The organism is Nocardia panacis (assembly GCF_003598715.1).
GTDB lineage: Bacteria > Actinomycetota > Actinomycetes > Mycobacteriales > Mycobacteriaceae > Nocardia > Nocardia panacis.
The window spans coordinates 1-26160 of sequence record NZ_QZFU01000019.1 but is presented as its reverse complement, the minus strand read 5'-3'; the positions used below and the strand labels follow the sequence as shown (position 1 = coordinate 26160).

Sequence of the window (26160 nt, the reverse complement as noted above, 5' to 3'; positions counted from 1 at the left end):
GCGGCCTGGATGTTTAACCGATCCTTAACCTGAGGTTCCCCGGCGTGGGATGCGACCGACTGTGGTTCGGGACACACCCGTACCCTGGACGGGTGGTGGATGCGAGCGCGATCGCGACTGGTGAACGGCAGGGCGACCAGGGGCGCACCTATGAGGTCCGCACCTTCGGCTGCCAGATGAACGTGCACGACTCCGAGCGCCTGTCCGGTCTGCTGGAGGACGCGGGCTATGTGAAGGCGGGTCCGGAGGCGACGGCCGATCTGGTGGTCTTCAATACCTGCGCGGTCCGCGAGAACGCCGACAACAAGCTCTACGGCACCCTCGGCCACCTCGCGCCGATCAAGGCCGACCGCCCCGGTATGCAGATCGCCGTCGGCGGCTGCCTGGCGCAGAAGGACCGCGACACGGTCGTGCGCAAAGCGCCATGGGTGGATGTCGTCTTCGGCACGCACAATATCGGCTCGCTGCCCGTCCTGCTCGAGCGTGCGCGACACAATGCCGAGGCCCAGGTGGAGATCCTGGAATCGCTCGATGTCTTCCCCTCGACGCTGCCCGCCAAACGGGAGTCCGCCTACGCGGGCTGGGTGTCCATCTCGGTGGGCTGCAACAACACCTGCACCTTCTGCATCGTGCCCGCCCTGCGCGGCAAAGAGGTCGACCGCAGGCCCGGCGATATCCTCGCCGAGGTCCGGGCGCTGGTCGACCAGGGCGTGCTGGAGGTGACGCTGCTCGGCCAGAACGTCAACTCCTACGGTGTCTCCTTCGCCGATGCCGAGGAGCCGCGCGACCGGGGCGCGTTCGCCAAACTCCTTCGGGCATGCGGGAATATCGACGGACTCGAGCGGGTGCGCTTCACCTCGCCGCATCCGGCGGAGTTCACCGACGATGTCATCGAGGCCATGGCCGAGACCCCCAATATCTGCCCGCAACTGCATATGCCGCTGCAATCCGGATCGGACCGGGTGCTCAAGGCCATGCGCCGCTCCTACCGCAAGACCAAATACCTCGGCATCATCGAAAAGGTCAGGGCGGCAATGCCGCACGCGGCCATCACCACCGACATCATCGTCGGCTTCCCCGGCGAGACCGAGGCGGATTTCCAGGAGACCCTGGATGTGGTGCGGCAGGCCCGCTTCACCAGCGCCTACACCTTCCAGTACTCCAAGCGGCCGGGCACCCCCGCCGCCGAGATGGGCGAGCAGGTGCCCAAGGCCGTGGTGCAGGAGCGCTACGACCGGCTCATCGCGCTGCAGGAGGAGATCTCCCTCGATGCCAACCGGGCGCTCATCGGCACCGAGGTGGAACTGCTCGTCGCCGACGGCGCGGGGAAGAAGAACGCGGCGACGGCGCGGATGAGCGGGCGAGCCAGGGATGGTCGGCTCGTGCACTTCCGTCCCGGCGGGACCGAGGAGTCGATCCGGCCCGGCGATGTGGTCACCGTCGCGGTGACCGAGGCCGCGCCGCACCACCTCATCGCCGATTCGCCCATCACCGCGCATCGACGCACCGCGGCCGGGGATGCGCACGAGCGCGGCGTGACGCCCAAGACCGCGCCGATCGGCGTCGGACTCGGACTGCCCCGCCTCGGCGCGCCCGCGCCGGAACCGGTCGCGGCCGGTTGCGGAACCGCCTGCGGCACATAGGGTCTGTCCGGTCCCGTCGTGTGACGGGCGGGGGACTACCGTTGAGGTGCGGGGCAGCGACGCCCCACCTGACGGGGGTGAATTCACGCGGCGCAGGAGGCGACGATATGGCTGGTGCGGACCGGAATGCGCGGCCCGGTCGCGACGAATCCGAATCGGATAAGGCTACTACCGGTCGTAGTGGGGTGCCCGCGGGCGCGGAATCCGGTAATGGCACAGTGGACGCCGGACGTGTCGGACCCGAACCAGTCGAACGAAGCGAGGACCCCGTGAGCTCGGCCGAGCAGACCAAGGATTTCGAGCAGTTCCGCCGCGAGATCGACGATGTCGAGAAGCGCATCGCGGGCGAGATCGATCCCGGCGTGCGCGCACTGGTGGTGGCGGGTTCGGTCTTCGCGCTGCTCGTCTCGCTGGTGTTGCCGCACGCGGGGGCAGCGCGCGGATTCGATGTGCTGCTCAGCACCGATATCGCGAGCACCGAACACATCGGACTGCCCTCGCGGGTCTTCGTTTGGTTCACCGTGATCTTCGCCATCGGCTGCTCGCTGCTGGCACTCATGACGCGGCGCTGGGTGCTGGCCTGGGTCGCCGTCTCCGGATCGGCCGTGGCCAGTGTCTTCGGTGTGCTGTCGATCTGGCATCGCCAGACGCCGGGCATCAACAACTACCACGGCGCGGGGCCGGGAATCGGTTTGATCCTCGGGGCCATCGCGGTCATCGTGCTGACATTCCACTGGATCCGTGTCGTCTGGAGCCGGACCATCATGCAGCTCGAGGCCGAGGAGCAGCGCCGGTTGGCCGCCGCCGAGGCCGAGGAGCGGGACCGTCGCCTGCTCGGTGGCGAATCCTGAAGTAACGCAGCGGAATACAGTCGAACGGCCGGGCATGATGCCCGGCCGTTCGACTTTTGTCGGGTGGGTTTCAGCGGTTGCTGACGGCGCCCTCGGCGGCCTCCGCCCACTCCCGCCACTGCTTGGCCTGCTCGAGCGCTTTCTCGGCATCGCGCTTCTTACCCGCGGCCTGCGCCTTGGCGGCCTGCTCCTCGAATTGCGCGACGCGCTCGCGGAACTGGGCGGCGCGGGCCACGGCCTCCGGATCGCTGCGCCGCCACTGCGAATCGGCCGCCTCGCGGACCCGCTTCTCGATCGAGCGCAGCTTGCCCTCCAACTCCTGCATGCGCTCGCGCGGCACCTTGCCGAGTGCATCCCAGCGGTCCTGCAGTTCGCGCAGCTGCGAGCGGGCCGTATCGAGACCGGTATTCGGGTCGATGTGCTCGAAGGTGCGCAGCAACTCCTCCTTGGCGGCGGCGTTCTGCTCGAATTCGGCGTCGCGCTCGGAGACCGCGGCATTGCGCGCGGCGAAGAACACGTCCTGGGCGCTCTTGAAACGCCGCCACAGCGCCTCGTCGGCCTCGCGCGGGGCGCGACCCGCCGACTTCCATTCGGTGAGCAGGTCGCGGAAGACGCCCGCGGTGCCGACCCAGTCGGTGGAACCGGACAGCTCCTCCGCGCGCACGCACAACTCCTCCTTGTGCGATTTGGCGGCGGCCCGCTCCCGATCCAATTCGGCGAAATGCGCGCCGCGGCGGCGGTTGAACGCCTCGCGGGCCTTGGAGTAGCGCTTCCACAGCGCGTCATCGATCTTGCGGTCGACGCCGCGAATGGACTTCCACTCGTCGAGGATCTCGCGCAGCCTGTCGCCCGCGGCCTTCCACTGGGTGGATTCGACGGCGATCTTCTCCGCCTCGGCGGCCAGGGCCTCCTTGCGCTCGGTGTGCTCGTGCCTGGCCCGCTCCTTCTCCTCCTTGGCGTGGGCGGCGGCCTCCTCGGAATGTTCGGCCAGGGCGGCCAGGCGCTGGGACAGACCGTCGATATCGCCGATGACGGCCGCGGTGGGCAACTGTTCGGCGAGCGCGGTGGCGGCGGCCCTGGTCTTGCGGGCGTCCGCGCCCGCGGCCAGCCGCGCCTCCAGCAGGGCCACCTCGGTGGCCAGATCGTCGAAGCGGCGGCCGAAATGGGCCAGACCCTCCGCGGTGTCGCCCGCCTGCCACGAACCGATGACGCGCTCGCCTTCGGCCGTCTTCACCCAGGCGGTGCCGTCCTCGTCGACCCGGCCCCACTGGCTGGGATCGCTCACGGTGGGGACGACCACCGGATGCGGATGCTGCTGCTGAACCGGACCCGGTACGGGTTTGGCCGCGTGCGGTTTGGGGGCACGGGGTTGCGAACCACCGGGCTTCGGGCCGCCGGACGGTCGCGGTGTCGCGCCTGGGGTGGCCTTCGCGGTTCCGTTGCTGTCGGTCATAGCTCCTCGTCCCTGCCGCGCGTCACGGCTGCCTGGTTACTCCCTCGCTCATCCCATTGAACCCGGTCCGAGCCGTACAGACCATTGATCGGCGCACTCCCCTGTCGGAATCGCGCCGATACCGACCCGTGATGACCTGGGATGTAGCACCTCGAACACTATCAATGTCGGCCGAGTTTGCGGCACAGACACTCGAACCCCGCAGGTCCGGGCGGGGTACCGGGGCCGCGCGGCGGCCCCGGTGACAGCGGCTACCGTTACCGGGTGTTCTCCGTTGCCGCGCTGGTCCCGTCGCCGCCGATCCTGGTGCCCGAACTCTGCGGCGGCCCGCCGAATTCGAGCGATGAGGACCCGGTCGCGCGGTTGCGCGCCGCCGCTTCGGCCGCCGCGGCAGCGCTGGCGCCCGCGACGCGCTGGGTCGTCATCGGCGCCGGACCGGAGGATTCGGACATACCGCCGGAGGCCGTCGGGACCTTTCGCGGATTCGGCGTCGACATACCGGTCGGTCTGTCGCCGGCGGCGCTCACCGCCGATACCGCGGTGCCCGACCCCGAGCTACCGCTGCCCGCCTTGATCGCCGGCTGGTTGCGGGGGCAGGTCGCACCCGCCGCGTCGATCTCCGTTCGGATCCTCGCCATGGACACACCCGCCGAGCGGTGTGCCGAATTGGGTGCGCGGCTGCGGGGCGAATTGGCGAGCGACCCCGAACCTGTCGGCGTCCTGATCCTCGCCGACGGCGCGGCGACGCTCACGCTGCGCGCGCCCGGCTATCTCGATGAGCGCGCCGCGAGCGTCCAGGATGCGCTGGACGACGCCCTGTCGGCAGGTGATGCGACCGCCATCGCGGCACTGGACCAGGACCTGTGCGCGGACCTGCTGCTCACCGGCCGCGCCGCCTACCAGGTGCTGGCCGGACTCTTCGCGGACGATATTCCCCCGAAGACCGAAACCCTATACCGCGACGCGCCTTTCGGTGTCGGGTACTTTGTCGGTCTGTGGCGTCGCGGGGACTCGACCGCAGCCGTCGAGGCGGCGAATCCCGCTGCGCGCGCGGTGGGATTCGATGACCCCGTGTATCGCGAGGGCAGCGCTGTCGCCGCGGCGAACCTGACGGATCGTCGCGAGAAACCAACTGTCGGGCACGGTGATTCGCGCAGACCGGTGGCGGACACCGGCACGGCGGGCGCATCCGAGGGGGACATCCGGCCGATCGCGGTCCTCGGCCCCACCGCCACCGGAAAATCGGATCTGGGGTTGGCGCTGGCGGAGCGCTTGGGTGGCGAGATCGTCAATATCGATGCGATGCAACTGTATCGGGGGATGGATATCGGGACGGCGAAGCTGCCGGTGCCGCAGCGGCGGGGGATACCGCACCATCAACTCGACGTGCTCGAGGTGACCGAGACGGCGACCGTCGCGGCGTATCAGGTGGCGGCCAGTGCGGATGTGGCGGCGATCATGGCGCGCGGGCGCACCCCGATCATCGTGGGCGGCTCCATGATGTATGTGCAAGCGCTGCTGGATGAATGGGAGTTTCCGGCGACCGATCCGCAGGTGCGGGCGCGGTGGGAGACGGTGCTGGAGCAGGACGGCCTCGCGGCCGTGCACGCGGCGCTGCGCGCGGCCGATCCGGTGGCGGCGCGCACGATTGCGCCCACCGACGGCCGCCGAATGGTGCGCGCGCTGGAAGTCGTCGAGATCACCGGAAGGCCGTTCGCCGCTTCGGCCCCGGTGATCGGCGAACCCCGCTGGGGCACGCGAATTCTCGGCGTCGATCGGGAAACGGCGGAGTTGGACGCGCGCATCGAGACGCGCACCGGGCTGATGTTCGAGGGCGGACTCGTCGACGAGGTGCGCGAACTGCTGAAAGTCGGCCTGCGCGAGGGAGTCACCGCGCGCCGCGCCATCGGCTACGCACAGGTCCTTTCCTATCTCGACGGGGAATACGATCTGGCCCACGCCCGCGAGCGCACCCTCATCGGCACCCGTCGCTATGTGCGTCGCCAGCGGTCCTGGTTCCGCCGCGATACCAGGGTGCGCTGGGTCGACGGCGCCGATCCCGCACTGCTCGACGCCGCGCTCGCGGCATTGGAAACCCACGGCGAACGGACCCCGCAGTGACCCGACGCGTCAGCACCCGCAATGCCGCCGTCCAGGTGTGGACGGCGTACTTGACCAACCGCACCAAGCGGCACCGCGACGGTCGCTTCCTGGTGCAGGGCGTGCGCCCCATCACACAGGCCATCGCCAACGACTGGCCGCTGGAGACCCTGCTGTATCGACTCGGCACACCGGAGTTGTCCGGTTGGGCGCGCGAACTGCTCGACACCACCGAGGTGTCGACCGTCGGCCTGGTGCCGGAGCTGATGGCCGATCTGGGTGAGAAGTCCACGGGCACACCGGAAGTGGTGGCGGTGGCCTGCACCCGCGATCGGGTCCTCGACGACTTCGCACCCGGCGAGCCGGGGGAGGACGCACCCGTGGTGGTGGTCTTCGATCGGCCCAACTCACCGGGCAACCTCGGCACGCTGATCCGGTCGGCGGACGCTTTCGGCGCGTCCGGGGTGATCGTCACCGGACACGGGGCCGACCACTACGACCCGCAGGCGGTCCGCGCCTCCACCGGATCGCTGTTCGCGATGCCGGTCTTGCGCGCCTCGGGTTCGGATCAGGTGCTCGAATTCCGGGATCGGCAGACCAACCGGGGCATTCCCACCCGAATCATCGGCACCGACGAACACGGCGCCCGCGCCCTGTTCGATCACGACCTGACCGAGGCGACCATTCTGGTGATCGGCAATGAGACCAGCGGAATGAGCGCCGGGTGGCGCGCCGTCTGCGACGAGATCGCCGAGATCCCGATGGGCGGCACCGCGAGTTCGCTGGGCGCGCCCTCGGCCGCCGCGGTCGCCCTCTACGAAATTTCCCGGCAGCGCCGGACGTTTGCCAGATGACCCGGTCCGGTCCGGGCGCGAGGGCTGCTGGGAGAATGCCGACGTGTCGATGAGCGAACGAAGGGAGCGGGTCGTGCCGCAGCGTGATATCGAATTCACCAAGGGGCACGGCACACAGAACGAATTCGTGGTGCTGCCCGACGAGGACGTGCGCCTGGATCTGACGCCCGCCCGTGTCGCCGCGCTGTGCGATCGGCAGCGGGGTCTGGGCGCGGATGGCGTGCTGCGGGTCGCGCGGGCGGGTGCGCTGCGCGCGACCGGTGTTCTCGACGCGCTGCCGGAGGGGGTGGCCGCCGACGACTGGTTCATGGACTACCGCAATGCCGACGGTTCGATCGCCGAGATGTGCGGCAATGGGGTTCGCGTTTTCGCGCACTACTTGGCCGCGACCGGGCGCGAGCAGCGCGCGGACTATGTGGTGGGCAGCCGGGCGGGCGCGCGCCCCGTCACGGTGCACTCGGGGGACGCGGTGCACGGCGAGGTCACCGTCTCGATGGGGCGGGTGCGCGAAGTGGGCGCGTCCACCGCGACCATCGGCGGGCGCGGTTGGTCGGGTCTGGGGATCGATGTCGGGAATCCGCATCTGGCCTGTGTGGACCCGGATCTGTCCGCGACGGGGTTGGCCGAATTGGATTTGACGACCGCGCCCGGATTCGATCCGGCGCTGTTCCCCAACGGGGTGAATGTCGAGATCCTCACCGCACTCGCCGACGGTGCGGTGGATATGCGGGTATATGAACGCGGTGTCGGCGAAACCCGTTCGTGCGGAACGGGAACCGTGGCCGCGGCGGCCGCGGCGCTGGCACACGCGGGCATCGATTCCGGCGAGGTGACCGTCCGGGTGCCGGGTGGTGCGGTGCGGGTGCGCCTCGCCGAGGGCGCGGCCTGGCTGCGCGGTCCTTCGGAACTGGTCGCCTCCGGTCGGCTCGCCGGGCAGTGGTGGTCGGAGCGGTCCTGAGCGGGAATTTCGCCCTGCGGATATCCGGATGCGCGGCGTGGCCGTCGCGTGGCAGCATTGAAGGCGTATGAGGAAATCAGAGACGCAGGACATGACCACCCGAGACACGGCGGAAGGCATCCCCGCCGAAGCGGATGCACGCCACGAGGGCGACGGCTACGAGGGCGATAGCTACAAAGGCGACGTCGTGGCCGACTACCGGGCACGGATGGCCCGCAATGGCTGGACGGCCGAGCCCACCGCGGGCGAGTTGCAACTGGAGGATCGCGGTTCGCTGCGCCGCGTAGCCGGGCTCTCCACCGAACTCGCCGATATCACCGAGGTCGAGTACCGGCAGCTCCGCCTGGAACGCGTGGTGCTGGTCGGCGTCTGGACCACCGGCACGGCCGCGCAGGCCGATGCGAGCATGACCGAACTGGCCCTGCTCGCCGAGACGGCGGGCTCCGAAGTGCTCGAGGCACTCATTCAGCGCCGCGACAAACCCGACCCGGCCACCTACATCGGCTCCGGCAAGGCCGAGGAGTTGCGCGCGGTGGTGCTGGAGTCCGGCGCCGATACGGTGATCTGCGACGGTGAGCTCACTCCGGCGCAGCTCACGGCGCTGGAGAAGGTCGTCAAGGTCAAGGTGGTCGATCGCACCGCGCTGATCCTGGACATCTTCGCCCAGCACGCCACCTCCAGGGAGGGTAAGGCGCAGGTCGCGCTGGCCCAGATGGAGTACATGCTGCCTCGGCTGCGCGGCTGGGGTGAGTCGATGTCGCGGCAGGCGGGCGGTCGCGCGGGCAGCAATGGCGGCGTGGGTCTGCGCGGTCCCGGTGAGACCAAGATCGAGACCGACCGTCGGCGCATTCGCGAGCGAATGGCCAAGTTGCGCCGCGAGATTCGCGAAATGAAGACCGCGCGCGACACCATGCGCTCGCGCCGCACCGCCAGCGGTATCCCGGCGGTGGCCATCGTCGGCTACACCAATGCGGGCAAATCCAGCCTGATGAACGCGCTCACCGGATCCGGTGTGCTGGTGCAGGACGCGCTGTTCGCCACCCTGGACCCCACCACCCGCCGGGCCGCGCTCGACGACGGCCGCGAGGTCATCTTCACCGATACCGTCGGATTCGTCCGGCACCTGCCCACCCAGCTGGTCGAGGCATTCCGCTCGACCCTGGAGGAGGTGACCGGCGCGGATCTGCTGCTGCACGTGGTCGACGGTTCCGATCCACTGCCCGCCGAACAGATCAAGGCGGTGCGCGAGGTGATCACCGACGTGATCAAGCGATCGGGCGCGGCGGCCCCGCCGGAACTGTTGGTGGTCAACAAGATCGATGCGATCGACCCGGTCGAGCTGACCCGCCTGCGCGGGCAGTTGCCCGACGCCGCCTTCGTCTCCGCGCACAGCGGGGCGGGTATCGATCCGCTGCGGGGCAGGTTGGCCGAGATACTCGGCGGACTCGATGTGGAGATCAGCGTGCTGCTGCCCTACCAGCGGGGCGACCTGCTGGCCCGTATCCACGCCGACGGCCGCATCATCGGCTCGACCCACGAGGAGGGCGGCACCAGGGTCCAGGCCAGGGTGCCGCACGCGCTGGCCTCGGCGCTGTCGCGGTACGCGCACGCGGGCGGCTCGAACAGCGTTGCCTCCGAATAGATCAGGCACGGCATAGCTTTCGGCACGGCACAGATCAGGTGCGGCATGGCGTCGGCCCGGCGTGGATTCGCCCCGGATTCGATTCGGTGTGATTCCAGCCACCCGCCGGGCATTCACCTCGTGCTTTGTCGTGACGAGGGCCATAGACGGTGCGGCACGGGCGATTTCATTCGGCTATGGTCGGGTGCGATCGCAGGAGGAACTCATGTCGCACGAGCGCACCGCAGTCGACGATCGGCCGTCCGACACCACGTCATCGCTGAGTGATGGTGCGCCGCTGTCGATTTCGCTCACCGAACCCGAGTTGCGGCTGCTGGAGGCGGCGCTCGCGCCGCTGCGGGCGTGGACCAGTCCGCGCTTCCTCGGGATGGAGCACATCCCCGCCGAGGGGCCGGTGCTGCTGGTCGGCAATCACAATCTGATGGGCGGCATTGACGCGCCGCTGCTGTTTCCCGAGGTGCTGCGCAGGCGTGGTCGTCTGGTGCGCGGGCTCGCGGAGAATGTGCTCATCGCGGTGCCCGGTGTGCGGCATCTGCTGCACCACTACGGTTCCGTGCGCGGCACCCGCGCCAACTGCCGCACCCTGCTCGAGCGCGGCGAGGCCGTCATCGTCTTCCCCGGCGGCGGGCGCGAGGCGGTGCGGCGCAAAAACGAGAAGTACGCGCTCAAATGGGAAGGTCGAACGGGCTTCGCGCATATGGCGATCGAGACCGGCGCGCCCATCGTGCCCGTCGCCATGATCGGCGTCGACGACGCCTACGACATCGTCGTCGACGGTGATCATCCGGTGCTGCGCCCGCTGCGGTGGACCGTGCAGGCGCTGGGTCTGAGCCGGGATCTGACGCCGCCGCTGATTCGCGGTCTCGGACCCACCGTCATTCCGCGGCCGGAGCGCTTCTATTTCTCCTTCGGCGCGCCGATCGATCCCGCCGCGTGGTGCGATATCGAGGATCGGCACCTGGCCGCGGTGGATCTGCGCGATGTGGTGCGCAAGGCGCTGGAGGAGGAGTTGCGGTTCCTCTTCGCGGCGCGGGAACAGGATTCGGGGCGCACCCTGGCGGGGCGGGTCCTCGGACTGTTCGGTCGCTGATCCGGCGGCTACTGAGTCGGGAATCTCCCTCGCTTCGAGGAGGTCGCGCCGCAGCGCCAGGTGAGACGCCGATTTTCCGGTCGGAAGTGAACTGCGATTCTCATTCCGGGTACCGTGGAGTGCGACGGCGAGCCGGTGCGCACCGGCCCGCGCAGGCATTAGGAGGTTGGCGTGCAACGCACCCTGTTCGAGCCCGAACACGATCTGTTCCGCGAGTCGTTCCGCAAATTCCTGGACCAGCATGTCGCGCCGCGGCACGCGGGATGGGAGGAACAGGGCATTGTCGACCGCGATGTCTGGCTGGAGGCCGGTAAACAAGGATTCCTCGGCATGGCCGTGCCCGAGGAGTACGGCGGCGGCGGGGTGGAGGATTTCCGCTACAACGCCATCGTCGCCGAGGAGTCGGTGCGCGGCCAGTACTCCGGACTCGGCTTCGCCCTGCACAACGATGTCATCGCGCCCTACCTGCTCGGCCTGGCCAATGAGGAGCAGAAGCGACGCTGGCTGCCCGGCTTCTGCTCCGGGGAGATCATCACCGCCATCGCCATGACCGAACCCGGCACCGGCTCGGATCTGCAGGGCATCAAGACCCGCGCCGTCAAGGACGGCGACGACTGGATCCTCAACGGCGCGAAGACCTTCATCACCAACGGCATCAACTCCGATATCGTGATCGTCGTCGCCCAAACCGATCCGGCGAAGGGCGCGATGGGGTTCAGCCTGCTGGTCGTCGAGCGCGGGATGGCCGGCTTCGACCGCGGCCGCAACCTGGACAAACTCGGTCTCGAGGCGCAGGACACCGCCGAACTCAGCTTCACCGATGTGCGGGTGCCCGGCAAGAACCTGCTCGGCGCCGAAGGGATGGGCTTCGTCCACCTGATGAACAACCTGCCCCAGGAGCGGCTGTCCATCGCCGTCATGGCCGCCGCCGCCATGGAGGCCTGTCTCGACATGACGGTCCAGTACGTGCGCGACCGCAAAGCCTTCGGCAAACCCATTGGCGCACTTCAGAACACCCGCTTCGTGCTGGCCGAACTGGCCACCAAGACCACGGCCGTGCGCGTCTTCGTCGACCGCTGCATCGCCGAACTCAATACCGCCACCCTCTCCGTCGAGGACGCCGCCATGGCCAAGTGGTGGAGCACCGAGGAGCAGATCTCCCTCATCGACCGCTGCCTGCAACTCCACGGCGGCTACGGCTACATGAGGGAATACCCGATCGCCAAGGCCTACATGGACGCTCGCGTACAAACCATCTACGGCGGCACCACCGAGATCATGAAGGAGATCATCGGCCGCTCGCTGAAACTGTCCTGATCCCAACCGTTCCCGACTCCGGCCTCCGGCAGGTGCCCAGCACCCGCAGGGGGCCGGAGTTCTTCGTATCTGCAGCGGATGCGGTGTGTCGGAGGGGGACACACCGTTGGGGGTGGCGGCGGCGCGATGGGCGAGACAGTATCTCGGGAAATGGGGGAACCGGATGCGGGATGGGTGCGTCGGAATAGGAGACGGAGCGAATGGGTGAGCGGAGCGCGCATGGACCTGGGTGAGGACGCGAGCCTCGATGCGCGAAACAGGGTGGTGGGGGAGCGGGTACACGCACTGGTCGAACAGGCCGAGCGGCAGCGGCGGGAATTGGCGGCGGCGAGGGCGCGGGTCGCGGAGCTGACGGGGGCGGCTTGGTCGAGCGATCGGTTGGTTCGGGTGGTGGTCAATGCGGCGGGGGTGCCGGTGGAGGTGCAGTTGGCGGCCACGGCGTATCGGCACGCGCCGCGCGAGAAGTTGGGACGGTCGGTGGTGGAGGCGGCACAGGCGGCGGCTCGGGAGGTGGCGCGCCGGGTGGCGGCGGAATTCGCGCCGATCACCGCGCAATCCGGCGACGCGCCCGACCTGTCGGACCTGGTGCCCGGCGCCACCGATATCGGGGACCTGTTCGGCGCACCGCCCACCGCGCCGAAACCTCGGCTGATGACCGAGGAAGAAGAGGACGAGTACTACCGAAGCGGCGGCTATCTGCGGGAGGGCCGATGAGAGATTTGCGGGTCGATCCGGAGGCGTTGCGCGCCACCAGAACCGGCTTCGACGACGAATCGAACCGGGTGAAGGCGGCGCTCGACAAGCTCAGCCGGGTCATCGCGGCCGAAGGTAGCTGCTGGGGCTCCGACGGGACGGGTCGCGCCTTCGAAAGAAGCTACGCGGCGGGGGCCGAGGAGGACGCCGGGAGCATCGCCGGATTGTCCTCGGTGCTGGCCAATCTCGGGCAGGCCGTCGTCGAGATCGCCGACGACATCCAGAATCGGGACCGCGCCAATGCCGCCGCGACCGACCGATTGCGAGCCTGATATGGGTATCCGAATTCCGGACAACCTGCAAACCGTCGCCAAATGGGTTGTCGACGAGGGTGATTGGCCGCAGGCCGACGAGACTGCCATGCGTCGGATCGCCGCCGCCTGGCGGGCGGTCGGCGCCGAACTCGAGTCCACCGGCGGCGACTGCGAACGCTCCCTGCGCGATGCGCTCGCCGCGCTATCCGCAGGCAAGTCCCACGACGCGCTCGCCGACTACACCGGCCGCATCGGCGGTTCGACCGGCGAAATCGAAAAGCTCACCAAGCGAATCGCCGCCCTCGCCGCGACCCTCGACAACGGCGCGGCCGATATCGAACACACCAAACTCGCCATCATCGGCTCGATCGCCGTCTACGCCAACAAATCCGGTGCAGGCATGGCTGCGGCGCAGGGCGCCTCGGCCCCCGCCGCCGAAGCGGCCGCCCGCGCCACCACCAAGGCCGCCATCCACAGCGCCACCCGGCAACTCATCGAGCGCCTCGACTCGCGCACCGCCGAAACCAATGCCACCCGAACCGCTTTGGCGGCCTCGGGGTGGGGTGCGCTCGAGAATTCGCACACTCTTGGGCCTTCGGGCTCCTCGGCGAGCCGGACCGCTCCGGAGACCACCGCCGACGGTTCGACCAATACCCTCGCAGCCGGTCAGACGAGGGCGACATCGACGCTGCTCTCGGGTGCGGTCGCGCCGGCGGCCGCCCTCGGTCTTTCGGATTCGAGCGCTGTCGCGGGTGCCACGAAGCCAATCGTCACATCCCCGGTGTCCATACCGCAGGACGGATCATCCTCCGGCGCCGCGAAGCTCGTCCCTTCCGCAGGTCCGACATCCGCCGGTTCCCCTCGAACCCCACGAGTTCCAGGTGTCGGCGCGGATCCCTTGCCGCACACGACGATTCCCGGCGTCCCGGAGACCGGTGCCGAGAACGAGAGATCGAACGCTTCGGCAGAATCCCGGTCCCAGACCAAATCCGCACTGGTCAAGGATATTTCGATCGGTTCTGGCGAACCGCAGGCCGCCGACTCCGCAAGCGGTTCCATGCCGACGGTGCGAAACGGAACCCTCGGCCTTGCTTCGGTCGGCGATGATCCGTCGCAGCGGCAGCAGCCCACACCGGTATCGCACCCGAATACGCTTCCGCAATCCGCCGCGACGGATGTAGACGTATCGAGGGTCGCGTCCGGTAGCCAACCCCACGCCGGCACCCAGGCGGCACCGCACCCCTACACCGAAACTGTTCCGCCACAGAGTAATCCGGCTCCGCTGTCCGGTGCCCAGTCCGCCGATACGGGACATCGCCCCGGTCCGGCAGCTCCCGCCGCGCCGATCTCCACTGGTCCCGCAGCTCCCGCCGTCGATTCGAGTCAAAAACCCGGCCAGTTCGTCGCAGGGGGTGACTCATCGCAGAGACCCGTGCCGTCTCCCGCAGGCCCGGTATCCGGTAGTCCTGCGCCGCCTGCCGTCGATCCGGGTCATAGACCTGGCCAGTTCGTGCCTGCGGGTGAGTCGCCCCAGAGGGCGATACCGTCTCCCGGCGCTCCGGTGCCCGGAATTCCTGCGCCCCCGGTCGTCGATCCGGGGCATAGACCGGGACCGCTCGGACCCACGGTCGATCCAACGCATAGACCCACGCCCTACCCCACCACCCCGCCGCGTATCGAAATACCCACTGCGGCACACAATCCCGGCGCAACATCTCGAGTCGACCCGGTCCAGGTCCCGGCGCCGCGCCTGGACTCGCCGGTCAACTCTGTCGCCCCGCGCCCCGACGGCATCCCGAACCCCGGACAACCACTTCGAGCCGATACCCAGAACCCGGTTCGCCCGGATATGCCTCGGCCCGCGGCGGATGCGCCACAGATATCACGTTCGGAGCCCGCTCAGCCCGCTCAGCCCGCTCAGCCCGCTCAGCCCGCTCAGCCCGCTCAGCCCGCGCGGCCGGAGGTGCGGACGGTTGGGGTGGGACAGGGGCATTCGGTCCCGGCGACGACCACTTCGGATGCGCATGGTCACCGATATGACGCCGACGGAACTCACGGGGGTGCGGACTCCGATCCGCAAGTTGGTCAGGTTGTCCCGCAACCGGTCGCCGTCGCGATACCTGTTCCGCCGCAGGATCAGGCGCGGCGCGGTAGGCATCGGCTCGGAGTGCTCGGGCCGGGGCGGGAAAGCGCGTCGGAGGCAGATGATCCCGCGGTGATCGATCGGTGGCAGAAGTTGCCGGTCGAGGACCGCCACTACTACGCCGATCCCGAATTCCATGATCCCGTAGCGGAGTACGAGTATCTGAGCGGCAGGCCCGTCGATCCGCGGGTGGTGGCGGCCCGCGCCCACTTGTCGGCGGAGTTTCCGGTGTCGGCGCGGCTGACGGACGCCGAGATCGAGTTGCTCGGCCTGCTGGCGGACAGTGACTTCGACGAGCGGATCAGTAGGGCTACGCGCCAAGGTGATCGGCTCCTCCTGGATGAGTACGATGCCGAAATTCGCACCCTGGTAACGGCATTGAACAAATTGCCCGACTACACGGGCATTGTGTTCCGTTCGCTGCGGATCGAGGATCCGGCGGAGCTGGCGCGATTCGTCGCCGAATACGGCGCTTCCGAGATCCGGGTGGAGCATGGTTTCGGTTCTGCCGAAAAGGATGATGCGGTGGCCGGCGCGAATGTCGAGCTCATAGTCGAATCGCACTGGGGCAAAGAGGTGTCCTGGATGGGCGAGCGGACGGTGATCTTCCTGCCCGGCAACCGATTCCATGTCGATCTGCGTACATTTGAAAGTGGAAAGTTCCTATTTCATCTCACCGATCTGGGAAGGATATGGGTCGACGCGGAGGTGAACCGGGATGTGGCAGACAATCTGGCCCTCTGGCGCGCGAAGGAGGACGAGGAGCGCGGCGCGGTGCTGAAGTCCCGGCGGCGGATCTGGCGAAACTGGCTGGCCGCCGAATTGATCCGGGAACCGTCGGAACCGACTGGACGGTAGCGACCCGTCGGTAACCTCGTGTCACGGCAACCGGTTATTGTTGCGGCGTGCGCCTGCGTGGCCGGTGGGAAAACGGAATCGTATGGCGTATAGGGGTTGGGTCGCGGGGATCGGGTGTGAAAATCCTCGGTACGGGAGACAATTGACGCGGCGATGTGGTCACGGTGGTAAAGAGGTCAAATGTCCGCTCCTGCAATGAGTCTCGTACCCGTCATGGCTCCGGAGCGGGTGCCCCTGCTCGGGCACGTGCGCCCGTTTCGGCGCGACCCGCTCGGACTGTTCGAATCGTTGCGCGCCTACGGGGAGGTGGTGCGCATTCGGATCGGCTGGCAGCAGGTCTACGTGGTCACCTCCACAGAGGCCACTGTCGAGCTGTTCACGACGAAATCCCGGCAGTTCGACAAGGGCGTGACGGTCGAGTACTTCCGGGATGTCTTCGGCTACGGTCTGCTCAGTTCCGAGGGCGAGACGCACCGCCTGCATCGCCTGCTGCTGCAACCCGCGTTCCGGCGCGAGCGCCTCGCGGGCTATGTGGCGATGATGCGGGATCGGGTCGGCGAGCGGATCGCGCAGTGGCGGCCGGGCCAGGTGCTCGACGCGCGGGAGGCGCTCACCGCGATCACCATCGATATCATCGCGGGGGCATTGATCTCGGCCTCGGTCGGCAAGGAGTTGGCCGAGGAGGTTCAGTCGCGGTTGCCGCGCGTACTCGAATTGTCCTACGGCCGCGCCATGAATCCGTTCCCGGTGCTGAATCGGCTTCCGCTGGCTCGCAATCGGGAGTGGGCCGAACATGTGGCGCGCCTGCATCCGATGATCGACCGGGTCATCGCCGACTACCGCGGCGCGGATCACGACGACGCGACGGATCTGCTCGGCATGATGCTCGCCGCCCGCGACACCGACAGCGGCGCCACCATGTCCGACGCCGAGATCCACGACCAGTTGCTGACGATCCTGCTGGCCGGTTCGGAGACCACGGCCACCGCCCTGTCCTGGCTGTTCGTCCTGCTCACCCAGCATCCGAGGGTGGCCGAGAAACTGGTGGCCGAACTGGATCGGGTGCTGGCGGGTCGTCCGCTGGAATACGACGATCTGCCGCGCCTGCCCTATACCGCGCGCGTCATCGACGAGGCGCTGCGGCACAGCCCGCCGATCTGGCTCATCACCCGCCGCGCGCTGCAACCGGTGGAGTTGGGCGGGCTGCGGGTGCCCAAGGGCGCGTCGATCATGCTCAGCCCGTATCTGACGGGCCACGATCCGAAACTGCTCGCCAACCCGGAGCGTTTCGATCCGGATCGGTGGGCGGGTGAGCGGATGGGGCAGACACTGCGTCGAGCGGCGCTGCCCTTCGGGGCGGGGCCGCGCAAATGTATCGGAGATACCTTCGCCACCTTGGAATTGACGGTCGTGCTGACGACGATCCTGGCGCGCCTGCGGGTCGGTGTGGCGCCGGGCACGGACTTCACGCCCGAGACCGGGATGACCTACTATCCGAGCGGCCTGCGGCTGCGGGTCGACCCGAGGGGCGAAAGCGACTACCCGGGAGCATAATTCGGATCGGAAGTGCAGGTGGTATCCGTCGCGGGCAGGATGCCTTCGGCGAGATAGGTATTCACCGCATCGATCACGCAGGCACTGAGCCCGACCCGGAAGGTGCCGTGAATCCTGGTGTCGGCCAAGGTGATCAGCCGCGACCCGGTCAGATCGCGGTGCAGCGCGACACCTTCGGGATAGGCGGTTCGGGTATCGCGATCGGCCTGCAGGATGAGCGCGGGCACCGCATTGCCGACCTCGGTCGGCGCTTCGACCGGATCGGGCCAGAAAGCGCAGGCCGTGATGTTGTTGGCCATCGCGCCGAAGACGGGCTGACTCGCGCGCGCGGCCTCCACATTGCGGTAGTACCAGGCCGGATCGCGCGGCGCGGCCTTGTCGCCGCAGAGGATCGCGGCCATGGCGGGCGTGTCCAGCGGTGCGGCGGCGGTGATCCGGGATTTCAGCCTGTCCATATCGAAGGGCAGCCCGTCGAGTCCGTCGGCGATCATTCGCACGACCCGAGCCAGATCCGGATTCAGTCGCGGATTCGGGAGCAGCGTGAGCAGCATGGGCGGGAGCGTGTGCTCGTCCACCAGGTACCCGGCGCCGACGAGCGGATGCGCGGCGGCCTGCCGGATCAGGCGCTCGACGAAGGCGCGAACCTCGAAAGCGGTAGCGCCGAAATGGTATTCGCCGTCGTGCCGGGCCGCCCAGCCCGCCCAGTCGTCCAGCGCCGCCTCATTGACCGGACCCATGTCCGCAAACATGCCCGGCCCGTAGCGTCGCGGATCGATCGCGCTGTCGAACACCATCCGACCGGAGTGTTCGGGAAACATCTGGGTGTAGACCGCGCCGAGATAGGTGCCGTAGGAGGTGCCGAAGTAGTTGAGGTCGGGCTCGCCGAACGCGCTTCGGATGACATCCATATCGCGCGCGGTATTGCGGGTGGTGATGCGGCGGGCGCGTTCCGGATCCGGCGCGACGCAGGAGGCGGCGAGCGCGCCCGCCAGCGCGGTGTCGCGTGCGTAACCGAGCAGATCGAAGCCGGCGGAGAAGATCATGGTGGGCAGGGGCAGGGCACAGGTCACGCGGTCGGAGCGGCCGATACCGCGCGGATCCATCCCGATCAGGTCGTATCGGTCGCGCACCTCCTCGGAGAGTCCGGCCCGAATGCCGACCATCATCTTCAGGCCCTGACCGCCCGGACCGCCGGGATTGGACAGCAGGATCCCGCGCCGCCGTGCCGGATCGGCGGGTATGCGAGAGATCGCCACCGTCAGCGTGCGTCCGTCCGGATGGTCGTAGTCGAGCGGCACCGTGACCTCGGCGCACTGCGCGCCCGCCCCATCCAGATCGCGGTCCGCACACGGCTTCCAGCGCAAGGATTGGTGCGTGAAGCGGGCGAGCGGTTCGTCCTGCGCGCTCGCCTGCGGGGGATATCCGACCGCTCCGAAGATGACGGCGCCGCCCACCAGCAGTCGTCGAATCCGCAGTGCCCGCACCGAATCTCCCGTCCGTAGTTCGCGCAGGCTACCGCCGCGAACCCACCGGAGGATCCGGGGCGCGCGGGACCCGTCGTGAATCAGCCCTCACTCGTCGGCGCATGAGCGAGCCGATCGGCCTCGGCCTCGACGGCGGCCGCGTCCACATACGCCTCCGTGGTCAACTCCAGGTAGCCGGTCCACCGGGCGACGCGCGGCCGCCAGCGGGCCAGCGAGGCGGCGGCATGCGCGGCCTCGGCGCTGTCGCCCGTGGCCTCGGCGCGGATCTTGGCGGCCGAGGCTGCCTCGACCGTATTCTTCGCCAGATCCAACTGCTCGCGGCAGTGGTCGAGATCGGGCACCTCCTCGCGCACCGACTCGGCCTCCAGCCGCAGATGGCGGATCAGCCGATCGAGGTGCGGATCGGCCGCACGCGGTGGTTTGCCCTTGGTTCGAAGCCGCTGCCGCCTGCGGAAATCCGCGAGATCGCGCCCCGTGACCGGCGGATAGGTGAGTGCGGCGCTCAACGTGACCACCTCCTTGCCGCGCGCGTCGCGCACCGACAGCGCGGCGCGCACCGCCTCCGGCTTCGGATCGGCGCGGCCCGCCACCCGCGCCTCGAGCACGGCCGTGCGGTATCCCATCCGGAAGTCGTCGCAGATCCACTCGAACAGCGCGGTCGCCGCCTCGAGGTGGGTCTCGCAGATCCGGTTCGTCGCCTCGGCGGGCGCGCCGAGCATGCCGCCCCCCGATTCGGTGACCAGGGTCTCGCCGTTCGGGGCGGTCCGCAGGACCTCCCAGCTGTATCCCGCACCCGAATCGTGCGCGCCGACCGGCTCATCCGTGCTGTGCATGCTGGACCCTTCGCGAAATCCGAATGTTTCACCACACGTCATCGATCAACCGCTGGTTGCCGACCGTACCCGAATCGGTTTCGCGGCAGGTCTTTTCGGGGATCTTCGCCGGGGCGGGGGACCGGTTCGCCCGCGCCGGAAGCCGATTGCGGCGCCACCGGGCGACGACATGCCGCATGACATGTCCCGGATAGCCGCGCGCAATGATAGCTTTCCCGCATGTCTGCTGGTGAGGTGATGGTCATGGACGATGCGCTCGAGTCGGCCCCGGACGCGCTGATAGGTCGTGGCGTGCGCCTGTCCGACAGCTATGCGGTCGGCCGGGAGAAGGTGCGCGAATATGCCCGCGCCGTACAGGATTACCATCCGGTCCACTGGGACGCCGCCGCCGCGACGGGCGCGGGCTACCGCGATGTCGTCGCGCCGCTGACCTTCCTGTCGCTGGTCGGGATCAAGGTCTTCGAGAAGATGCTCGGCGAGGTGTTGGTGGCCTACGATCCGAGCGGCATCATCCAGACCGATCAGACCATGACCTTCCACCGCCCGGTCACCGTCGGCGATCTGGTCACCTCCACCAGCGTGGTGAGCGACCTGCGTCGGGCCGGGGGCGGCGATCTGATCACCACCAAGAACGTGGTCATGGACCTGCGCGGCACCCCGCTGGTCACCGGGTACACCGGGCTGATGGCCCGCCCGCCCGGCGAACCCGGTCATCCGATCGGCGCGGATTTCGCCGCCGCGTTGAAATCGGTGCTGCGGCACGATATTCGCCACGCGATCACACCGCCCTTCGGTCCGCCGCCCGGCGAACCCGAGGGGGCGCAGCCGGTAGAACCGCCGAAACGGGCGGGTCGTCCGCTGCTGAGCGCGGACGTCGGCGCCGAACTGCCGCCGCGCACCCTCGAGTTGACCCTCGGCGATCTGGTGAATTACGCGGGCGTCTCCGGTGATTCGAATCCGATCCACTGGAGTGCGGAGACGGCCCGCCTGGCCGGACTCGAACGCGGTGTGGTCGCGCACGGCATGCTGCTCATGGGGCTCGGCGCCGCCTACTTGACCTCTTGGCTGGGTGATCCCGGCGCGGTCCGCGACTACAGCGTGCGGATGACGAGCCCGGTCTATGTCACCCATGACCGGCCGGGCGTGGTCGAGTTGTCCGGCCGGGTCAAATCCGTTGATCAGGACAGCCGCACGGCCGTGGTCGCCTTGACCGCCCTGCACTCGGGCAAGAAGGTCTTCGGTCGGGCCACCGCGACGGTGCAGCTGTCCTGAGGCGGGTTCAGTGCGGGGGTGCGGTGAGGTCGTAGACGGCGTAGTTGCCCAGCAGAACCGGCGTGTAGTGGGCGGCCACCCAGTCCGCGATATCGCGGTGGCCGACCGGCCGCCACGTGCCCGGCTCGCTCGCCGTCGGAGTGGAGTTGCCGGGTGGGGCGTTTTTGTTCGTCGCTGTCTTCCAGGAGTCCGGGAGTTTCAGCTCCTGGACCAGGTAGTAGCTCACCTCGTGATCGCGCACCATACGCTGGAATTCGTCGAGGGTGGGCACCGGATCGTCGGAGGTGAACCCGCCGATGGCGATGACCGGGGTGCGGGTGGACAGTTCGAGTTCGGCAGCATTGGACGAGCGGTCGACGGCCGCGGACCATCTCGTGTTCGTGGCGCGCAACAGATCGAGCAGGCGCGGATCGAACGCGCCGCCGCCGAAGACATTCAACTGCCTGCGCAGTTCGGACGCCTGCCCGGATTCCGGCGCGCGGGCGGGGCCGACGCTCGGGCTGCCGCCCGTATGCGGCCGAGGCAGCGTCGCCGCCGCGTACGCGGTCGAACCTGCCAGTGCCGCAAGGACTCCCACCGCCATCAGCATTCCGACCATCCGATTCCGGGTCGACCGACGCAGCGCCGCCACCACCAGTCCGAGGGCCGCCGCCACCGCGACGGCCGCGATCACCCATCGCAACCACGGGAGCCAACCCGAATTCCGTTGCAGCAGAACGAATCCCCACAGCCCACCGGCCAGAATCAGTGCCGCCGAACCGATTCGGCCGAACGCGTCCCCGCGCCGCACCCACAGCTCGTGCGCCGCCAACCCGAGTAGGGCGGCGATGGCGGGTGCGATGGCCAGCGTGTAGTAGGCGTGCATCCCGCCCTTCATCACGGTGAAGGCGATCCCGTCGATCAGCACCCACAGCCCGAAAACCAGTGCGGCGCCGCGGCGCAGGTCGGTGCGCGGCGCCCGGCCGCGCGCGAACACGACCAGCGCGAAGGCGAGCAGGGCGGCGGGCAGCAGCCAGGAGATCTCGAACCCGATCTCACCGGTGAACAGCTTCGTGGGGCCTGCCCCCGCCGAACCGAAGGCATTGCCGGGGTTGGGCATATGCGGCATCTCATAGCCCGCGGGCAGTTGGAATCGTTTGCCGCCCTGGTGGTTCTGGCCGAGGAACCGGGCGAACCCGTTGTAGCCGAGCACCAGGTCCATGAAGGTGTTGTCGGCGGACCCGGCCAGGTAGGGCCGGGAGGACGCGGGCCACAGGATGGTCAGCAGCACATACCAGCCGGAGGAGACGACCAGCGCGACCGCCGCCGCGAGCAGATGCGCCAACCGATGTCGCAAGGTGGTGGGCGCGACGACGAGATAGGCGAGCCCGAGCGCGGGCAGCACCATCAATCCCTCGAGCATCTTGGCCAGGAAGGCGAATCCGAGCGCGACCCCGGCCAGGGCCAGCCAGCGCACACTCGCCTTCGGCAGCGCCCGCACGGTGCAGTACGCGCCCGCCGTCATGAGCAGCACCATCACCGCATCGGGATTGTTGAATCGGAACATCATGGCGACCACCGGCGTCACCGCGAAGGCGAATCCGGCCAGCAGTCCCGCGCTCCGGTTGCCGGTGACTCTCGTCACCGCGCCGTACAGCAGCGCGACCGTCGCCACCGCCATGAGCGCCTGCGGGACAAGCATGCTCGCGCTGCTGAAGCCGAACAACTGCCCGGACAGCCCCATCACCCACTGCGAGACGGGCGGTTTGTCGACGGTGATGAAATTGCCGGGATCGAGCGACCCGAACAGCAGCGCCTTCCAGTCCCGCGCCCCGGACCAGGTCGCCGCGGCGTAGAACCCATTGCCCATGCCGTTGACGGTGATATTCCACAGATAGGCCGCCGCCGTGCCGAGCAGCAGCGCGGCCAGGCCGAGACGTTCCCGGTGCCGCGCGGGCGGGAGGTCGGCCGCGCCGGTTCGGGCCGCGCCGGAGACGGGCGGGTCGTCGGTCTGCGGCGCGGACGGGACGGCATCGGGCTCGGCACTGGTCGCGGTCACGCGGGCAAGTCTGGCAACCGAGCGGGTGAGCAGGCTGGAAGTTTCCTGGCAATCGGCTGTGAGCCCGCTGGTGAAACGCCGACGGCCGCACGGATATCCGTGCGGCCGTCGACGGTGTGGCGGATCGCTAGATCTTGCGGATGACCGTGACCACCTTGCCCAGGATCTGCGCGTCATTGCCCGGAATCGGCTCGAAGAGCGGATTATGCGGCAGCAGCCAGACGTTCTTTCCGGTGCGCTTGAACGTCTTGACCGTGGCCTCGCCCTCGATCATGGCGGCGACGATATCGCCGTTGTCGGCCACATTCTGCTGGCGCACGACCACGAAGTCGCCATCGCAGATGGCGGCCTCGACCATGGATTGGCCGACGACCTTCAGCAGGAACAGCGATCCGTCGCCGACGAGTTCGCGCGGTAGCGGGAAGACCTCCTCCACCGCCTGCTCGGCCAGAATCGGCCCGCCCGCCGCGATCCGGCCCAGCACCGGAACGAAGGTGGGCGTAGGGCGATTCGGATCCTCGGCGCCCGCGTCGGCCTCGGCGGATCCGGACCGGGCGCCCACCGCGTGCAGGCTGGTGACCGCGCGCACCGCCTCGTCCAATCCGCGCACGTCGACCGCGCGCGGACGATTCGGGTCGCGGCGCAGAAAGCCCTTGCGCTCGAGTGCCCGCAACTGATGGGCCACCGAGCTGGTGGAGGTGAGTCCGACCGCGTCGCCGATCTCCCGGATGCTCGGCGGATAGCCGCGTTCGCGCACCGAGGTTCGGATGACCTCCAGCACCTTTCGCTGACGCACGGTGAGTTCCGCCCCGGTGCCCGCTGGGTCGGCGCCCACGTGACCGGCGTCGCCGACGCCGTCCGTGTCGTCTGTCTGCCTCACCGCAACCGCCCTTCCTGTCGTGTTTTTCGTCTCTCGAATCTAGCGGGGGAGCCCCGAGGTTTCAAACATCTGTTCGAGGTATGTCGGGCGTTTCTGCTGACTTTGTCGGCGCGGCGTGGTAAAAATCTATCGAACATGTGATCGAATAGCCTCGCCCGCGGGCCGCCTGAGCCGGCCGGCTGTCCTCGTTCCCAGCTCTCGTGCCAAGCCCTCGTTCCAAGAGCAGCAGGCCCCATCCACATCGACGGACGAACCATGGAGGTATTTCCGATGAGCAGCGCGATCAGCACTTTCGCCGGCCCGAATTCCGCCCCGGCGTCGGACGATCTCGGCTTCGACAGCGTCGCGCGCGCGGTCCGCCCCGTCTGCCGGGTCCGCCGCCTCGCCGATGGATCGCATCGGCCCGCAGTGGGGCCGCGCGGTGTCCGCCCTCGCGCGGGCGTCTTCTCCTATGGCGATCATCGGGTCGCCCCGTATCGCCCGCACGGTGCATATCCGATCCGGCGGGTGCGCCGGGCCGAGATCGGCTATGCGGCGCTCGCGCTTGCCGCGCTGCTCAGCGCCCTGGCGGTCACGGTGCTCATCGGCGTGGCGCATTGGAGTGCGTCCCCCTACGATTCGACGCCCGCCACGGTCGTGGTGGAAGCGCCCCATTGAGCAGGGCCTGGCCGAAGTTGTTGATCGAGAACTGGAACATGTTGCTATGGTGCCAATAACCATGCTCAGGGCGAGATTTCGGCTCACTGCCTGCGAGTCGCGGTGCCCCCGAACGATTCCGGAGGCAGCCCGCCCATGCCCGACCTCGCTTTCCGTGCCCGCCGGGTCCTCGCCCGCATAGTCGGCCTGGTGGCCTGCCCCCTGCTGCTATTCGCCGCCGCGCCGATCGCACACGCCGCGCCCGCCTATGCGGAATATCTCGACCTGCCCGCCCTCAATGCGGCAGGCGAGCGCGGCGGCGGGCTGAATCCGGCACTGCCCCTGGACGAATCGATGCTGGCCTCGGCGCTGGACCAGGTCAGGGCGGATGGTCTCCCGCCGAGCCGATATGCCACCCTCCTGCGGCAGTACTGGCTGGTGGTGGCCGCCCGCAATGCCGAAATCGACCTCACCGCCTGGGATCCGACGCGCGGCGTCGCGGCCAACGAGCGCACCTTCATCCAGGTGTATGTCAACTATCAGCGGTTGGCCATGGGTAAGCGGGAGTTCTGGTGGGCAGGCATGGCCGAGTTGGCGGGTGGCTCCTTCGCCTCCGCGTTCGTGGATCTCGATGAGGTGGCGGCGGTCTTCGATCTGCCCGGCCTGCATCGACTCGGCGTGGCAGTCGCCGACCTATTGCGCGGCACCCCACCGGAATTGGTGGCCGGGCTCCCGGAAGAGATCCGCCGCTTCGCCGCCGGAGCGCCCCGGCTCACCGCCGCCGACATCGCCTGGTACCAGACCCGGCTGATGGTCATGCAGCGCCACATCTTCACCGACCTGGTCTCGATGCACGAGGCGTACACCGAGCGCGGCATGTCGGGTATCGATGAGCTGTTCGCGGCGGGCGCGATCGACGAAAGCGCCCGCACCGCATGGCGATCCATCGACTCGGGCACCCGGGAGGGCAGTATCGACGCGCTGACCCGCATGGCCGACCGGGAGCAGAATCAGATCATCGCCGACCAGTGGGACGCCACCGCCGCGGGCCGCGGCGAGACGGGGCGGGTCCTGACCTACGCCAGTACGCTGCTGGGCAAGTCCGCCATTCCGGGGGTGCGCGCGCCCGGCGTCTACGCCCCGGCCACCGTGCGCGCCGAGGTGGGCGGGCATACGCTCGCGCTGCGCACCCCCCTGCCGGATTTCGACTGGGCCGACCGCGACACGCGCTGGGCCTATCTGCTCGCCGAGTTGATCCCGCGGCACATCGACCTGGAATCCGATCCCGCCGCCGCCGCGGCGGTACTGGGAGAACCCTTCTCCAGCAAGCTGATTCGTGGCCGACTCGGTTCCCGACTACCCGATCTGCTCGCCGATCTCGGTTCGGAATGGGCGGTCGTGAACTAGGCCGGCCTAGGCCCAATGCCGCTCAGTTAGCGATCCTGCCGGGTTGTCAACCCGGCAGGATGTGGATGCTGATCTGCGTTTTGTAGCTGTTGCGGTCGATGTCGCCTTTGGCGCGGTGTTTGGAGATGGCGCGTTTGACG

General features: G+C 68.6%; 20 protein-coding genes. 15 read left to right on the top strand and 5 right to left on the bottom strand.

Annotated features, from left to right (window positions below):
• Positions 1 to 95: 95 nt before the first annotated feature.
• Positions 96 to 1643 carry a tRNA (N6-isopentenyl adenosine(37)-C2)-methylthiotransferase MiaB gene (gene miaB, locus D5S18_RS14700; RefSeq protein ID WP_439651141.1) on the top strand — a complete coding sequence of 516 codons (1548 nt, stop codon included), beginning with the start codon at positions 96 to 98 and terminating at the stop codon, positions 1641 to 1643.
• Between the two features lie 269 nt (positions 1644 to 1912).
• Positions 1913 to 2494 (top strand): Rv2732c family membrane protein, encoded by a 582-nt coding sequence (locus D5S18_RS14695; RefSeq protein ID WP_120042138.1) that lies wholly within the window; start codon positions 1913 to 1915, stop codon positions 2492 to 2494.
• Between the two features lie 70 nt (positions 2495 to 2564).
• Here the strand turns inward: D5S18_RS14695 and D5S18_RS14690 are convergent, their stop codons facing one another.
• On the bottom strand, positions 2565 to 3947 hold the full coding sequence (locus tag D5S18_RS14690) for a DUF349 domain-containing protein (protein ID WP_120041295.1): 1383 nt from the start codon (positions 3945 to 3947) through the stop codon (positions 2565 to 2567).
• Positions 3948 to 5147: 1200 nt separating this feature from the next.
• Between D5S18_RS14690 and miaA the strand changes: the two genes are divergently transcribed.
• The 10 genes from miaA (at position 5148) to D5S18_RS14640 (ending at position 17470) form a co-directional block, all read left to right on the top strand.
• Entirely contained in the window at positions 5148 to 6068 is a 921-nt protein-coding gene (gene miaA, locus D5S18_RS14685; protein WP_120042137.1) for a tRNA (adenosine(37)-N6)-dimethylallyltransferase MiaA, read from the top strand.
• Positions 6065 to 6901: a TrmH family RNA methyltransferase gene (locus tag D5S18_RS14680; protein ID WP_120041292.1), complete on the top strand. Its 837-nt coding sequence runs from the start codon at positions 6065 to 6067 to the stop codon at positions 6899 to 6901. The genes miaA and D5S18_RS14680 overlap by 4 nt, the downstream gene beginning before the upstream one ends.
• Before the next feature lie 88 nt (positions 6902 to 6989).
• On the top strand, positions 6990 to 7859 hold the full coding sequence (gene dapF, locus D5S18_RS14675) for a diaminopimelate epimerase (protein ID WP_120042136.1): 870 nt from the start codon (positions 6990 to 6992) through the stop codon (positions 7857 to 7859).
• Positions 7860 to 8067: 208 nt separating this feature from the next.
• The gene (gene hflX, locus D5S18_RS14670; protein ID WP_239003840.1) at positions 8068 to 9501 is read left to right on the top strand and encodes a GTPase HflX; all 1434 of its coding nucleotides are present in this window, start codon (positions 8068 to 8070) and stop codon (positions 9499 to 9501) included.
• 205 nt (positions 9502 to 9706) lie between these two features.
• A complete protein-coding gene (locus tag D5S18_RS14665; protein ID WP_120042135.1) occupies positions 9707 to 10591 on the top strand; it encodes a lysophospholipid acyltransferase family protein in 885 nt (294 codons plus the stop codon).
• Between the two features lie 171 nt (positions 10592 to 10762).
• On the top strand, positions 10763 to 11908 hold the full coding sequence (locus D5S18_RS14660) for an acyl-CoA dehydrogenase family protein (protein WP_120041288.1): 1146 nt from the start codon (positions 10763 to 10765) through the stop codon (positions 11906 to 11908).
• Positions 11909 to 12112: 204 nt separating this feature from the next.
• Complete coding sequence (locus D5S18_RS14655) at positions 12113 to 12622, top strand: YbaB/EbfC family nucleoid-associated protein (protein ID WP_158607875.1); 510 nt, start codon at positions 12113 to 12115, stop codon at positions 12620 to 12622.
• Entirely contained in the window at positions 12619 to 12933 is a 315-nt protein-coding gene (locus tag D5S18_RS14650) for a WXG100 family type VII secretion target (RefSeq protein ID WP_120041284.1), read from the top strand. Before D5S18_RS14655 ends, D5S18_RS14650 begins: the two co-directional genes overlap by 4 nt.
• 1 nt (position 12934) lies before the next feature.
• Positions 12935 to 15916, top strand: a complete 2982-nt coding sequence (locus D5S18_RS14645; protein WP_120041282.1) for a WXG100-like domain-containing protein — start codon at positions 12935 to 12937, stop codon at positions 15914 to 15916.
• Positions 15917 to 16111: 195 nt separating this feature from the next.
• A complete protein-coding gene (locus tag D5S18_RS14640) occupies positions 16112 to 17470 on the top strand; it encodes a cytochrome P450 (protein WP_158607874.1) in 1359 nt (452 codons plus the stop codon).
• Here the strand turns inward: D5S18_RS14640 and D5S18_RS14635 are convergent.
• Together D5S18_RS14635 and D5S18_RS14630 are read right to left on the bottom strand one after the other, a co-directional pair.
• Positions 17455 to 18954, bottom strand: a complete 1500-nt coding sequence (locus D5S18_RS14635; protein WP_147403960.1) for an alpha/beta fold hydrolase — start codon at positions 18952 to 18954, stop codon at positions 17455 to 17457. The two genes, D5S18_RS14640 and D5S18_RS14635, sit on opposite strands and share 16 nt — an antisense overlap.
• Before the next feature lie 80 nt (positions 18955 to 19034).
• Positions 19035 to 19787, bottom strand: a complete 753-nt coding sequence (locus tag D5S18_RS14630) for a hypothetical protein (protein WP_120041276.1) — start codon at positions 19785 to 19787, stop codon at positions 19035 to 19037.
• Between the two features lie 219 nt (positions 19788 to 20006).
• Here D5S18_RS14630 and D5S18_RS14625 point away from each other — a divergent pair, with 219 nt between their 5' ends.
• On the top strand, positions 20007 to 21059 hold the full coding sequence (locus tag D5S18_RS14625) for a fused (3R)-hydroxyacyl-ACP dehydratase subunits HadA/HadB (RefSeq protein WP_120041274.1): 1053 nt from the start codon (positions 20007 to 20009) through the stop codon (positions 21057 to 21059).
• 7 nt (positions 21060 to 21066) lie between these two features.
• Here the strand turns inward: D5S18_RS14625 and D5S18_RS14620 are convergent, their stop codons facing one another.
• Positions 21067 to 23097, bottom strand: coding sequence for an ArnT family glycosyltransferase (locus tag D5S18_RS14620; protein WP_239003769.1), 2031 nt, complete (start codon positions 23095 to 23097; stop codon positions 21067 to 21069).
• Between the two features lie 127 nt (positions 23098 to 23224).
• On the bottom strand, positions 23225 to 23932 hold the full coding sequence (gene lexA, locus D5S18_RS14615) for a transcriptional repressor LexA (RefSeq protein ID WP_239003839.1): 708 nt from the start codon (positions 23930 to 23932) through the stop codon (positions 23225 to 23227).
• Positions 23933 to 24247: 315 nt separating this feature from the next.
• Here lexA and D5S18_RS14610 point away from each other — a divergent pair, with 315 nt between their 5' ends.
• Positions 24248 to 24634, top strand: a complete 387-nt coding sequence (locus D5S18_RS14610) for a hypothetical protein (RefSeq protein ID WP_147403959.1) — start codon at positions 24248 to 24250, stop codon at positions 24632 to 24634.
• Between the two features lie 135 nt (positions 24635 to 24769).
• Positions 24770 to 26020, top strand: coding sequence for a hypothetical protein (locus D5S18_RS14605; protein ID WP_120041266.1), 1251 nt, complete (start codon positions 24770 to 24772; stop codon positions 26018 to 26020).
• The last annotated feature ends 140 nt before the right edge of the window (positions 26021 to 26160 follow it).

Coding starts and splice junctions, on each gene's coding strand:
- D5S18_RS14690 (WP_120041295.1), bottom strand. CDS start 3,947: ATGACCGACAGCAACGGAACCGCGAAGGCCACCCCAGGCGCGACACCG.
- hflX (WP_239003840.1), top strand. CDS start 8,068: ATGGCCCGCAATGGCTGGACGGCCGAGCCCACCGCGGGCGAGTTGCAA.
- D5S18_RS14665 (WP_120042135.1), top strand. CDS start 9,707: ATGTCGCACGAGCGCACCGCAGTCGACGATCGGCCGTCCGACACCACG.
- D5S18_RS14650 (WP_120041284.1), top strand. CDS start 12,619: ATGAGAGATTTGCGGGTCGATCCGGAGGCGTTGCGCGCCACCAGAACC.
- D5S18_RS14645 (WP_120041282.1), top strand. CDS start 12,935: ATGGGTATCCGAATTCCGGACAACCTGCAAACCGTCGCCAAATGGGTT.
- D5S18_RS14640 (WP_158607874.1), top strand. CDS start 16,112: ATGAGTCTCGTACCCGTCATGGCTCCGGAGCGGGTGCCCCTGCTCGGG.
- D5S18_RS14630 (WP_120041276.1), bottom strand. CDS start 19,787: ATGCACAGCACGGATGAGCCGGTCGGCGCGCACGATTCGGGTGCGGGA.
- D5S18_RS14625 (WP_120041274.1), top strand. CDS start 20,007: ATGTCTGCTGGTGAGGTGATGGTCATGGACGATGCGCTCGAGTCGGCC.
- D5S18_RS14610 (WP_147403959.1), top strand. CDS start 24,248: ATGAGCAGCGCGATCAGCACTTTCGCCGGCCCGAATTCCGCCCCGGCG.
- D5S18_RS14605 (WP_120041266.1), top strand. CDS start 24,770: ATGCCCGACCTCGCTTTCCGTGCCCGCCGGGTCCTCGCCCGCATAGTC.